Here is an 11,397-nt window from a genome sequence, read left to right as displayed (position 1 = left end):
TCGCCGCGGTCCCAAGAGATGGAAAGCTCGCCGAGATGGCTGCTGGTAACGCCGTTCAGAATGGTTCGCTCGGCGAAGAGATCGTGCGAGGGATCAACGAGCTCGCGGCGATCTCGGAAGAAGGCGACAAGCTCACCCGCGTCTATCTGACCAGCGAGCTGCGCAAGGCGGCGGACCTCATCCTGAGCTGGATGCGCGACGCCGGCATGAGTGCGCGTCTCGACGCGATCGGCAATGTCTGCGGGCGCTACGAAGGTGAGCGGCCTGGCGCGCCTTGCCTGATGCTCGGCTCGCACTACGACACCGTCCGCGATGCCGGCAAATGGGACGGGCCACTGGGCGTGATCACGGCGATCGCCTGCGTCGCCGATCTCAACCGTCGCGGCAAGCGCCTCCCGTTCGCGATCGAAATCGTCGGTTTTGCGGATGAGGAAGGGGTGCGCTTTGCCTCGACCCTGCTCGGCAGCCGCGCGGTAGCCGGCACTTTTGACGAAAGCGTCCTCAACACACGCGACAGCGATGGCGTCGCCATGCGCGATGCGCTGGTGCAGTTCGGGCTCGATCCCGATCATATCGGCGCGGCCGCTCGGGCCCGGCGCGAGCTGCTTGCCTATCTCGAGCTGCACATCGAGCAAGGGCCGGTGCTGGAAGCACAAAACCTGCCCGTCGGGGTGGTCACCGCGATCGCGGGCGCGACACGGCTTGCCGCGCGGCTGACCGGCATGGCGGGGCACGCGGGCACGGTGCCGATGGCGCTCCGGCGCGATGCGTTGGCGGGCGCGGCCGAATGCATCGGCGCGATCGAGCAGTTTTGCCGCACCGACGAAGGCGGGCTGGTCGGCACCGTCGGCTACATCCAGGCGAGGCCCGGCGCGACCAACGTCATTCCGGGCGAGGTGTCGTTCACCATCGACATGCGGGCGCCGACCGACATGCACCGCAAGCGCGCGGTCGCCGATGCCGTCAGGCAAATCGAAGCCATCGCAAAGCGGCGTCAATTGACGCTTCAGCTCGACGTCACCCACGAGAACCGCACCGCGCCTTGTGCGCCCTGGCTCAAGGAGCAGATCGCGCAGGCGATCAAAGCGGAAGGTTTTTCCGTCTTCGAGCTGCCGAGCGGGGCCGGGCATGACGGCATGGCCATGATCGATATTGCCGATGTCGCCATGATCTTCGTCCGCTGCCGCGGCGGCATCAGCCATCACCCGGACGAGCATGTCGAGCTCGCCGATGCCGACGCCGGCGCGCGGGTGTTGCTGCGCGTGATCGAGAACTTTCGGCCGCGGGAAGGCTAAACTGAGCCCGCAAGTCACGGGATAGAGACACGAATCAGACAGGTCTGGAGCCGCGACGGCCTCCCGCCGGACCACGAGACCCATTCGACGGCGCCTATGAACAGCGGCATCTCTTCTCCATCCCATCGCGGAAACCGGTTTTACCAAGGCCTGACGGCGACCTTCGTTGCCAACGCGCTTCAGGCGGTGAACTTTCTCGGTGATCGATTCCTGAGGAAGTCGCATCATCCGTTCACGTCCATCGAGGACCTTTACCGGCACTCGATGGACAGTGCCTTTGCGGTATCTGAGTCCTTTCTCGTCACCGGCGCGCCGCACGCCTCTGCGTATTATCCGCGCGACTTCGCCTGGTTCTATCCCGACGTCCTCGATCCCGACACCATCATGGATTCGCAGGATGCGGTGCGACGGGCTCGTCTGCTCGACAAGAGCGTCCGGCTGCTGCTGGAAGCGGTTCGCGCCAACGTCGTCACGACGACCATCGTCCCGGCCGGGCGCGCCCGGTATCTCGGCGTGAACTATTTCTCGCGCCCTTCGGATACGCTGCTCGGCATTCTGGCCGGCCTGCGGCAGATGATCTCGGCCGAGGAGAGAGCGTCATCCTATCTGGCGATGTCGCAATGCGCGCATGCCGGCCGCCTGCTGCTGGCCGAATATTGCGGCGATCTGAAGCGTGCGATCCTCCAGCTCGCAAGCGAGCTCGAACCGTTCAATGATGATGGCTCCACCTATTTGCTGTGCGACGCCAGTGCTCCGCGCTCCGCGGCAACCGACACGCGCGCCGAGCGCAGGCGTTTCGTCACCAATGCCTGCGTCTACACGACGTTCGTGTGGGGCGTGCAGCTCGGAATCGTCGACGAGAACGAGCTGAAGCGGCGGCTCGGACGCGACCTGGCGCAGTACAAGAGGGACCTGCTCCGCCTGTTCGGCAAGGACGGCTATATCAGGCATTCCCTGGACGGCCCCACGGGCTCGCCGGCGTCCTCGGTCGCGCTGGATTTCGCCAGTGTGCATCGCGGCTTCTGGGATATGAGCGAGCCGGCCGAGCGCGCGCTGTTCGCGGCCACGGCGGATCTGATCATTGCGGAGCCGCGCTTTCGCATCCCCAGCACATTCCACTTCCTGGTGTCCGCGGATAATCCGCGGAACAAGATGATCCACAAGATCGCGGCTCCCGCCTACCAGGGACGTTCCTCCTGGCCGACGTTCAACGTCGAGTTCGCGGATCGCATGCTGGATTATGACGAATTCTCGGGGAGCGATACCTACCGATCCTGCGCCCAGGGAATTCTGAAGGACATTCGCACCGCGACCGAGGTCCACGGCGGCTATCAGGAACTGATCTCGGAACAGGGCCTGAAATATCGCACCTGGGCTTACAAGGGGGCCGTGGCCCACTCCTGGTTTCCGCGTTTCCTCTCCGTCTGGAGGAGGGCGCATGGAACGCCGCTCCTCCAGTGGAATGACTGAACGGCGGTCATTACCCCGCCGTCACGTCCACAAGCTCGCCACCGTCGAGCACCTTGGCCGCCTTGGCGCGGTCAAGGTCGCCTTCCCAGGCGGCCACAACCACGGTCGCAACGCAATTGCCGGTGAGGTTGCCGACCGCGCGAGCCATGCCGATGAACCAGTCGACCGACAAAACCAGCACGAGGCCGATCGCAGGGATGCTCGGCACCGCGTTCAGCGTCGCCGCCAGAATCACGATCGCGGAGCCCGGCACGCCATGCGCGCCCTTCGAGGTGATCAGGGAGACGCCGAGCACCAGCAGGAGATCGCCGAAGGACAGCGGCGTGTTGGTCGCCTGCGCGATGAAAACGACTGCGAGCGTGAGGTAGATCGAGAAGGCGTCGAGGTTGAAGGAATATCCGGTCGGGATGACGAGGCCGACGACGGAATCCTTCACGCCCATCCGCTCCAGCTTCTTCATGATCTGCGGCAGCACGGCGTCGGACGAGGCGGTCGCGAGCACGATGGTCAACTCCTCGCGCAGGTAGGCGAGGAATTTGAGGATGTTGATGCCGGCGAGCGCCATGACGCCGCCGAGCACGCCCAGCACGAAGATGCCGACCGAGACGTAGAACAGCGCCACCAGTGAGACGAGCTGCTTGAGCGAGCCGACGCCGTATTTGCCGACGGTGTAGGCGACTGCGCCGAGCACGCCGAGTGGAGCAACGCGGACGATAAGCCCCATGACGCGGAACAGCACGGTCGAGGCGGCATCGATCATCGACGTGACGAGCTTGCCTTTCTCGCCGCCGACCAGTGCGAGGCCTACGCCGAACAGCACGGCGAAGAACAGCACCTGGAGCACGTCGTTGCGCGACAACGCGTCGAACGAGGTGCTCGGGATTACGTTGAGGAGGAAGGAGCCGATGCCGCCGCCCTGAAGCTTGTGGGCGTTGTCGGCGTAGGTGTTGAGCGCCTTCGCGTCCAGCGTCGAGGGGTCGATGTTCATGCCGTGGCCGGGGCCGAAAGTGTAGGCCAGGATGAGACCTACCACGAGCGCGACTGTGGTCATCACCTCGAAATAGACCAGCGCCTTGACGCCGACCCGTCCGACCTTCTTGAGGTCGCCCGCGCCGGCAATGCCGTGCACGACGACGCAGAACACGATCGGCGCCACGATCATCGAAATCAGCTTCAGGAAGGCGTCGCTAAGGATCTTGAGGGAGATGGCAAAATCCGGCGCGGCCACACCCAGGATGATGCCGAGGATCAGCGCGGCCAGGACCTGGACGAACAGCGATGTGTAGAGCGGCTTTGGCTCGGCGGCCGGGGCCGCGGCAATGGTCGACATGGTGACTCCCCCGTTTTGACGACGTCTCGATCGTCGAAAGGAGCAACTAGCGTGCCAGATTGTCGCGGTTTTCGCTGAGGAGGAGGTCTATTTGGTCGCTTTTGCGGTGCGACCGGGCATCCGCATCGGCACCGGGAAACCGTTCGAGGTGCCGTCGGTCACTGGACAGGCGATTTTGCGGTCCTACGGTCACGTTCCGCACGCGGGTGGCCGCGTCACGCCGCGAGATCTAGCAGCCGACACGATCCGCGTACCAGCACCTTGCGTCCATTCGGGGTCATGACCGGGACGCCGTCGCAGACGACGACAAGACCGAGCTTGACGAGGCTCTCGATGAGATAGGCCTTGGAAAGGCGACCGTTCGACACCGGGTTGCGAAGCGCCTTCAGGACCTCCCATTGGTCTGGCGAAAGATCGAAGTCGATGTCGCTGCTCATGCTGCCTCAAGCCATAGTGCCGTTCGTGCGCCTCTGTTAGTGGCGCTGCATGAAGACCGTGCGACGACAATGAGTCGGGAATTCGGTGAGGTGTTTAGAACTTCTCTTCACAAATTGCTGCACGCCATTGCGCCACAAGAGTTAAGACCGCTCGATCACTAGGATCGTCCGGAGCCTCGATCACATATTGATGATGTGGGCTTGATGTTGGTCCGCGGACAACCGCACTGCACGGGAAGCGCTGCTGTCCCATTCTGCGTCGCAATATGCACAGAAATCATGAGACGAAGGGTTGGAGATTTTGTTACGCTGATTCGCGGGGAATAGCTTCACACGGCAGGAGTGGAGTGCATGAACAGACTGGTCGAAATTCGCAGTCAGGAATCCCTGTGCCGGGAGCGCGCCGCGCTTGATTTCCAGCGCCGGGTTTTCTGGCTTGCGCAAGCTCAAGAATGGGAGCAGCGCGCGCTTGACGAGATCGCCTATCATTTCCGGGAGTGCAATGTGGCTCAGACGGAGCTGGTGCGAAACTGACGTCGGCTGTGGGTAAGGCCTACTGATAAGTCGCCACAATATCGGACACCGCGCGCTCGAGCTGCTGCGCGGTCGCGCACTGGCGCACCACGCTGCAGAAGGTCGCATAGCGCGGCATCTCGGAATCGCCAAAGCCCCAGGCGAGACGTCCTTCGGGATTGAGCCACACCAGCCGTTTCGAGCGCTCCGAGATGCGGCGCAGGATGTCGGCGCGCGGATCGAGATTGTTGCTGCGGGCATCGCCCAGCACGATCACCGTGGTCTGCGGCGTCAGCGCGCTCATGAACTCCTTCTCGAAATCGACCAGCGAAGAGCCGTAGTCGGAGGAGCCGAAGCCGACCTTGGACATGATCTCGGCCATCGCCTCTTCCGGCGGTTTCGATTCAAGGATGTCGCTGACTTCGATCAGATGCGAGGAGAAGGCGAAGGAATGGACGTCGTCGACGACCTCGTGCAGCGAATGGATCAGGAGCAGGAAGAAATCCGAGACCTGCGCGACTGAGCCCGAGACATCGCAGAGCGCCACGATCTTCGGCCGGTCGCGATGCTTGCGCTTCCAGGCTGTGAGAAAGGGGATGCCGCCCCAGGCGGCGTTCCGGCGCAGCGTGCGGCGGACGTCGAGATGACCGCGCCGCTGGCGCTTGCGTGGTTTCGAATAGCGCTCGCGCAGGCGCCGTGCGATCTGGCGGATGAGAGCGCGCATCTCCGCGACATGGCGCCGCTCGATGCGGGCAAGCGGCGCATTGCGCAGAATCTCGTTGCGGAGGTTTTCAGCCTCCTCGCGGGCATAGAGCGCAAGCCCCTGCGCGACGGTGTCGCGCACGGCTTCGCGCAAGGCATCGAGCGCGGCGCGAAGCCGCTCGGCCAGTGCGGGATTGGTCGGGGTCAGCTCGTCGAGATCGTCGCGTAGCCGCTGGAGCCCCATGGCGTCGAGGATGCGGCTGGAGAAGATGCCGCGCTGGGTGGAGTAGCGGATGTCGGACAGGGAGGCCGCACCTGAGGCGCTGGCGATCGCGGCGGTGATCGCGTTGCGATCCTGCGACAGCAGCATCTGCGCGAGGGGGCCCAATTCTGCGGGAGGCGAACCGCCGCTTGCATCGCTGGCCTCACCAGATGATGGAGATTGATCCGGGTCCTCCGAAACATCGTTGCTGTCGGCTTCAGATTGTTCCTGCCGCGGCTCCGGCTGGCTGAAGAACAGGTCGAAGCAGTCACCGAGCGCGAGCTTTTCGTCCTGCGACTTGGCGAGCGTCAGAAGGAGCGCATCGCGCAGGATGGTCCGGTCGGAAACGCCGACCTGCGCGACCGCGCGCATCGCATCGATGCTTTCGGCAGGCGAGACATGGACGCCGGCGCCCCGTGCCGCACGGAAAAAACGATGAATATTCTCGCGCATCGGCGTCAACCGAAGACGTTGGATCGTGCTGCCTTGGCAATGAAGGTCGTAATCTGAGGCTGAGCCGCCTCGATGTCGGCCTCGTATTTCAGGAGCACGTTGAGCGTGTCCTTGACGATCTCGCTGTCGAGCTCCGAGGCCTGCAAGAGCACCAGCACGCGCGCCCAGTCGATGGTCTCGCTGACTGAAGGCAGCTTCTTCAGGTCGAGCGAGCGGATTTCGTGGATGAAGCCGACCATCTGCCGCCGCAGCGTCTGCGAGATGTTGGGGACGCGGCTCTCGACGATGCGCTCCTCGAGCCGCTGCTCGGGGAAGCCGATGTGCAGATGCAGGCAGCGCCGCTTCAGGGCATCACCGAGATCGCGCTCGCTGTTGGAGGTGAGGATCACCGTTGGCGGCGTGATTGCGGAGACGGTGCCGAGTTCGGGGATCGTGACCTGGAAATCGGAGAGAATTTCCAGCAGCAGCGATTCGAATTCCGCATCCGACTTGTCGATCTCGTCGATCAGGAGCACGCAGCCACCCGGCTGCTCCAGCGCTTGCAGCAGCGGCCGCGGCTCGACAAACTCCTTTGAGAAGAACACGTCGCCGAAATCGTGGAGCTGATTAAGTGCAGCGTGCAGAGTCTGCGCGCCGCCCAGGACTTCGCCGAGCTTGTCCTTGAGGATCTGCGTGTAGAGAAGCTGCTTGGCGTATTTCCATTCATAGAGCGCCTTGGCCTCGTCGAGGCCTTCGTAGCATTGCAGGCGGATCATCTTCAGGCCGCGCCAGGCCGCGATCGCCTTGGCAAGCTCGGTCTTGCCGACGCCCGCGGGCCCTTCGACCAGGATCGGCTTCTCGATCTGTTGCGACAAATACACGGCGGTCGCGATCTGCCGGCTCGCGATGTAGCCTTGCGCGGCGAGGCCGCTCTCCACTGCCTCGATCGCTGTCGAGGGCTTCTGTTCAGCCACGAGAAGGCGCTCCCAAAGGTCTTGATTGAGGCTTGTTCTGCCTGCGTTCACGGCAAAGAACAAGCCTCGTTTGGGAGAGGCCAGACCCGCGCCAATGGGCGTTTCTTCCGCTCAACGCAAATAGTCGGGCGGCTACCGGCCGCGCGATCAGTGCCGCAGCAACTCCGGCTTGCGGATCGTCTGTCTGACCTCGGCGCCGCAATCTGCGCATTCATAGACGAAGTCGATCTTGGCAAGACTCCAATGCGGTTCGACCTCGCGCACATACATCGGAAGGAACCCCATGCAAGCGGGGCAAATCACAGGCGCGATCTCGATATCCTGATGATGCTTTACATAAGCTGGCATCTCGGCTCTCCTTCGCAGACGACCTCCAAACCCGCGCGAAGGCTACTGCCGGCCGGCGCAAGGCCGACATCAACTCTTTCGAACAGAGGCGGAACAGCGGAGGTTTGTCGTTCGCTGTGACATTCTTGTTACGTCTCTGTACTGTGACGGGCGGACCAAATACCTATTTCAAAAGCCCGATCCGGTATTCGGACTCTGACCTCAACGATAAGGGAGCAACGCCCATGACGCATGCCATTCGCTTTCACAAGACCGGTGGTCCGGAAGTGCTGGTCTGGGAGGAGGTCAGTGTCGGCAAGCCCGGACCGGGCGAGGCGCGAATCCGCCATACCGCCGTCGGTCTCAACTTCGTCGATATCTACAACCGTTCGGGCCTTTACCCGGCGCAACTGCCGAGCGGGCTTGGTAGCGAGGCTGCTGGCGTCGTCGAGGAGGTCGGGCCCGGTGTCACCGATGTGAAGCCGGGCGATCGCGTCGCCTACGGCGCCTCGCCGCTCGGCGCCTATTCCGAGGCGCGGCTGATCCCGGCCGACCGACTGCTGAAGCTGCCGGACGGTATCGACGACAAGACCGCGGCGGCGATGATGCTGAAGGGGCTCACCACGCAATATCTGATCCGGCAGACCTATCGCGTGAAGGCCGGCGACACCATCCTGCTCCATGCGGCCGCCGGTGGCGTCGGCCTGATTCTCTGCCAGTGGGCCAAGCATCTCGGCGCGACCGTGATCGGCACCGTCAGCAACGACGAGAAGGCCAAGCTCGCCAAGGCGCATGGCTGCGACCATGTCATCATCTATAGCCGCGAGGATTTCGTGAAGCGCGTGGACGAAATCACTGGCGGCAAAAAGGTGCCGGTGGTCTATGACTCCGTCGGCAAGGATACGTTCTTGAAGTCGCTCGACTGCCTCGCGCCGCTCGGCGTCGCCGCGCTGTTCGGTGCGTCCTCCGGCGCTGTCGAGCCGCTCAATCTCGGTTTGCTCGCGCAGAAGGGCTCGCTCTACGTCACCCGACCGACGCTGTTCACCTACGCCGCCAAGCGTGAAAGCCTGGTCGCGATGGCAGGCGAGCTGTTCGACGTCGTCAAGTCCGGCGCGGTCAAGATCGAGGTGCACCAGACCTATCCACTGAAGGACGCCGCCAAAGCCCATGCCGATCTCGCCGCGCGCAAGACCACGGGATCAACCGTTCTCACGGTGTGATCTCCGAACGGGCTGTGGCGCAAGCCGCTTGGGCCTGCGTCACGTCCGCTCATGCTTGCGCAGATCGCGGGCGTGATCGAGGCGCAGGGCCTGGAGGTCGACTTCTTCGGGCGGGATCCGGGGCAGGGCAGCCTCGGCGAGGATCGCCTCGGTCACGTCTTCGACCGAGTTCTCCACGATCTCCTGGATGAACGAGATATTCCGATATTCACCTGAGGCGACGCGGGAAATGACCTCGCGCCTGGTGATTTCAGGGTCGACGACCGCTTCCCGGCCGCGGCGCCCATAGTCGATCATCACGACGAAATACTGCATGAAACGATCCTGCCGTGCCCCATGGTCGGGCACGGCAGAGTATTTCCGAAAAACGGAATCAAGTCAAGGTGCATTTCGAAAAAACGGAATTAGAGCTTACTTGCTCCGCTTGCGAGGGCGCGCCGACTTGGCGCGCAACCGCTCCAGCTGCCCCTTGGGCATGGACAGGCAGATCTCGCCGACCCACTCCAGTTTCACGCCGACGATCTGCTTGGCATTGAAGCTGGTGAGATTGACGACGGAGGGGGATTTACCCCGCTCGATAGTCTTCAGATAGCGCTCGCCGGTCTTGAGCCGGACCACGGCCTCCTCGCCGTAGAAGCTCGACAGCGGATGGCGCTGGTCCTTGTAGACCACGATGACGTCGCCGCTCTCGTATTTGGGCAGCATCGAATCGCCCACGATCTCGAATGCGATGGTCTCCTCCATGATCGGAAAGGGCAGCGCGATGTCGCCAAGGCCTTCCGGGGGAACCTGCTCATAATCCGGCTCGATCACGGCACCGGCCCCGACGCGACCCATGATCGGCGCGAGATTGAGCTCGAGATATTCCATGATCGGGATGATTTCCGAAGCCTTCACAAGGCGCTCGCCGCCGAGGATCTCCGAGACAGCGCCGGGGCGAACGCCCATGGCAGCCGCCAGGCCGCCCTTGCTCTTGCCCGTCTTTTCCAGGCCCCGTTCGATCATTGCAGCGTCCAACATGGTGATTCCCTCGATTGTCCATCGTTCCGCCTCTTGTAATCCGAAATTCGGAATTGATGCAATTATGAATATCAGAATTGTCGCTTGACTTCGACTTCGGAATACCGGAATGTGGGCTCCGCCTCGCGATCGTGCGATCGGAGGAGGCGCATCACAGGACAGCAGCATGGAACCGGGCCATTGGTCGTCGGAGCACTCCGACGCGCTTCGCGACTATTTTCTCAAGGGAATGTCTTATGCGGAGATCGGAAGACGGATTAACGCAAGGTTTGGAACGGCTTACACGCGCAACGCGGTGGTCGGCCGCGCCAAGCGGCTCGGGCTGGTCGTGCAGATACGGACGACGAGCCCGTCGATCGTCCCGGCGTTGCCGTCGGGAGCCTGTCTTGTCCTGCCGCACCGCCCCACGGGGCTGACCCTGCCGCCGAAATCCGCGATGAAGCCTGCCGCGCCCGTCAAGTTGCGCTGCGTCGGCGTCCAGCCCCGCTTGGTCCCGTTGGTCGAACTCGCTAGCGAGGACTGTCGCTATCCCTATGGCGGCGACAAGGACGGGGAGGAGATCACCTTCTGCGGCCATCCGCGGGCGCCGGGCTCGAGCTATTGCACGCCGCATGCGCGCCTGACGCGCCGCGCCGGAGCTGGATCCGCCCGCGTCGCCGGCCCCGTCGTGCTGAGGCTGGTCTCTGCCGCCTGACCTGACGCCCGCCCGTTCAATCGTCAATTTCGCAAGGAGTATCCGAGTGGCACGTGTCCGACGCAACAGGTCCTATAAATTGGCGAATGTCTATGACCGACGCTCACGTGAGATACCGTTCAATGCGGAGGTGGCGGAAGTCGAGGTGGACAATCCGCTGGCGCTCGACCCCGGCGAGAAGATCATGGCCGTGCGGTCGATCCGCTGCGATCCGCTCGGCCGGCTGCACGCGCACCATCAGATCGACGAGGCACAGTATCGCGGCGGGCGCGCCTTCCAGAACGATTGGGAGAGGGCCGAACGAGGCCTTCAGGCAATGGACCCGACTCGCGAATATGTCGATGGGGCGCGCACGCGCGAGCCGGTCACCGAGAGCCAACGCGAGGCGGTGCTGCGGCTGAACCGGATCGAGCGCGAACTCGGCACAGACGGTGCCGCGCTAGTGCACGACGTGTTGGTGCTGGGCCTGACCATGGACGAGATCGGCCAGCGTCGCGCCGTCCGTACGCAGCGCTGGATCGACTATTTTGCGCGGCGTTTTCGTGAATGTCTGGACCGGCTGGCACTGATCTATGGCTTTGCCACGGAAACGGGGACACGGCGTTCAGGGCAACACAAATGAGACCGGCGGGGGGGGGGGGGGGGGGGGGGGGGGGGGGGGGGGGGGGGGGGTGGGGGGGGGGGGGGTGGGGGGTGGGGGGGGGGGGGGGGGCGGCCCCCG

The 11,397-nt window shown here is 63.6% G+C and carries 13 protein-coding genes; 6 read left to right on the top strand and 7 right to left on the bottom strand.

From position 1 onward, the window contains the following. Positions 1–35: 35 nt before the first annotated feature. Positions 36–1,295: an allantoate amidohydrolase gene (locus ABIB80_RS35255; protein WP_035995577.1), complete on the top strand. Its 1,260-nt coding sequence runs from the start codon at positions 36–38 to the stop codon at positions 1,293–1,295. A 96-nt stretch (positions 1,296–1,391) separates the two neighbouring features. After that, the gene (locus ABIB80_RS35250; protein ID WP_007601475.1) at positions 1,392–2,765 is read left to right on the top strand and encodes a hypothetical protein; all 1,374 of its coding nucleotides are present in this window, start codon (positions 1,392–1,394) and stop codon (positions 2,763–2,765) included. A 10-nt stretch (positions 2,766–2,775) separates the two neighbouring features. Here ABIB80_RS35250 and ABIB80_RS35245 read toward each other — a convergent pair whose 3' ends face one another. Together ABIB80_RS35245 and ABIB80_RS35240 are read right to left on the bottom strand one after the other, a co-directional pair. Then, positions 2,776–4,095, bottom strand: coding sequence for a dicarboxylate/amino acid:cation symporter (locus tag ABIB80_RS35245; RefSeq protein ID WP_018456682.1), 1,320 nt, complete (start codon positions 4,093–4,095; stop codon positions 2,776–2,778). Between the two features lie 215 nt (positions 4,096–4,310). Continuing rightward, entirely contained in the window at positions 4,311–4,532 is a 222-nt protein-coding gene (locus ABIB80_RS35240) for a hypothetical protein (protein WP_007601477.1), read from the bottom strand. Positions 4,533–4,883: 351 nt separating this feature from the next. Here ABIB80_RS35240 and ABIB80_RS35235 point away from each other — a divergent pair, with 351 nt between their 5' ends. Then, complete coding sequence (locus ABIB80_RS35235) at positions 4,884–5,066, top strand: hypothetical protein (protein WP_007601478.1); 183 nt, start codon at positions 4,884–4,886, stop codon at positions 5,064–5,066. Between the two features lie 19 nt (positions 5,067–5,085). Here the strand turns inward: ABIB80_RS35235 and ABIB80_RS35230 are convergent, their stop codons facing one another. From ABIB80_RS35230 to ABIB80_RS35220, 3 genes are all read right to left on the bottom strand, one after another. Beyond that, on the bottom strand, positions 5,086–6,462 hold the full coding sequence (locus ABIB80_RS35230) for a vWA domain-containing protein (RefSeq protein ID WP_354129181.1): 1,377 nt from the start codon (positions 6,460–6,462) through the stop codon (positions 5,086–5,088). 5 nt (positions 6,463–6,467) lie between these two features. Further along, the gene (locus ABIB80_RS35225; RefSeq protein WP_354129180.1) at positions 6,468–7,415 is read right to left on the bottom strand and encodes an AAA family ATPase; all 948 of its coding nucleotides are present in this window, start codon (positions 7,413–7,415) and stop codon (positions 6,468–6,470) included. 147 nt (positions 7,416–7,562) lie between these two features. Beyond that, the gene (locus ABIB80_RS35220; RefSeq protein ID WP_007601483.1) at positions 7,563–7,763 is read right to left on the bottom strand and encodes a hypothetical protein; all 201 of its coding nucleotides are present in this window, start codon (positions 7,761–7,763) and stop codon (positions 7,563–7,565) included. A 224-nt stretch (positions 7,764–7,987) separates the two neighbouring features. On the opposite strand from ABIB80_RS35220, the gene ABIB80_RS35215 reads away from it, so the two are divergent. After that, positions 7,988–8,962, top strand: a complete 975-nt coding sequence (locus tag ABIB80_RS35215) for a quinone oxidoreductase family protein (RefSeq protein WP_354129179.1) — start codon at positions 7,988–7,990, stop codon at positions 8,960–8,962. Between the two features lie 39 nt (positions 8,963–9,001). On the opposite strand, the gene ABIB80_RS35210 is transcribed toward ABIB80_RS35215, so the two are convergent. Then, positions 9,002–9,277: a hypothetical protein gene (locus ABIB80_RS35210; protein ID WP_085395314.1), complete on the bottom strand. Its 276-nt coding sequence runs from the start codon at positions 9,275–9,277 to the stop codon at positions 9,002–9,004. 96 nt (positions 9,278–9,373) lie between these two features. Further along, positions 9,374–9,982, bottom strand: a complete 609-nt coding sequence (locus ABIB80_RS35205) for a S24 family peptidase (RefSeq protein ID WP_007601486.1) — start codon at positions 9,980–9,982, stop codon at positions 9,374–9,376. A gap of 166 nt (positions 9,983–10,148) precedes the next feature. Between ABIB80_RS35205 and ABIB80_RS35200 the strand changes: the two genes are divergently transcribed. After that, positions 10,149–10,676 (top strand): GcrA family cell cycle regulator, encoded by a 528-nt coding sequence (locus ABIB80_RS35200; RefSeq protein WP_354129178.1) that lies wholly within the window; start codon positions 10,149–10,151, stop codon positions 10,674–10,676. Positions 10,677–10,722: 46 nt separating this feature from the next. Then, positions 10,723–11,298, top strand: a complete 576-nt coding sequence (locus tag ABIB80_RS35195) for a hypothetical protein (RefSeq protein ID WP_007601488.1) — start codon at positions 10,723–10,725, stop codon at positions 11,296–11,298. The last annotated feature ends 99 nt before the right edge of the window (positions 11,299–11,397 follow it).

The sequence above is a fragment of the Bradyrhizobium sp. i1.15.2 genome (assembly GCF_040548425.1).
GTDB classification, from domain to species: Bacteria; Pseudomonadota; Alphaproteobacteria; order Rhizobiales; family Xanthobacteraceae; genus Bradyrhizobium; species Bradyrhizobium canariense.
The sequence above is the reverse complement of the archived record's forward strand: the minus strand, read 5'-3'. Positions and strand labels throughout refer to the sequence as shown.

Bases quoted from the DNA above. Each gene is read 5' to 3' on its own strand.
- ABIB80_RS35215 (WP_354129179.1), top strand. From the start codon at position 7,988: ATGACGCATGCCATTCGCTTTCACAAGACCGGTGGTCCGGAAGTGCTG.
- ABIB80_RS35205 (WP_007601486.1), bottom strand. From the start codon at position 9,982: ATGTTGGACGCTGCAATGATCGAACGGGGCCTGGAAAAGACGGGCAAG.
- ABIB80_RS35250 (WP_007601475.1), top strand. From the start codon at position 1,392: ATGAACAGCGGCATCTCTTCTCCATCCCATCGCGGAAACCGGTTTTAC.
- ABIB80_RS35245 (WP_018456682.1), bottom strand. From the start codon at position 4,095: ATGTCGACCATTGCCGCGGCCCCGGCCGCCGAGCCAAAGCCGCTCTAC.
- ABIB80_RS35230 (WP_354129181.1), bottom strand. From the start codon at position 6,462: ATGCGCGAGAATATTCATCGTTTTTTCCGTGCGGCACGGGGCGCCGGC.
- ABIB80_RS35255 (WP_035995577.1), top strand. From the start codon at position 36: ATGGCTGCTGGTAACGCCGTTCAGAATGGTTCGCTCGGCGAAGAGATC.
- ABIB80_RS35240 (WP_007601477.1), bottom strand. From the start codon at position 4,532: ATGAGCAGCGACATCGACTTCGATCTTTCGCCAGACCAATGGGAGGTC.
- ABIB80_RS35235 (WP_007601478.1), top strand. From the start codon at position 4,884: ATGAACAGACTGGTCGAAATTCGCAGTCAGGAATCCCTGTGCCGGGAG.
- ABIB80_RS35210 (WP_085395314.1), bottom strand. From the start codon at position 9,277: ATGCAGTATTTCGTCGTGATGATCGACTATGGGCGCCGCGGCCGGGAA.
- ABIB80_RS35200 (WP_354129178.1), top strand. From the start codon at position 10,149: ATGGAACCGGGCCATTGGTCGTCGGAGCACTCCGACGCGCTTCGCGAC.
- ABIB80_RS35220 (WP_007601483.1), bottom strand. From the start codon at position 7,763: ATGCCAGCTTATGTAAAGCATCATCAGGATATCGAGATCGCGCCTGTG.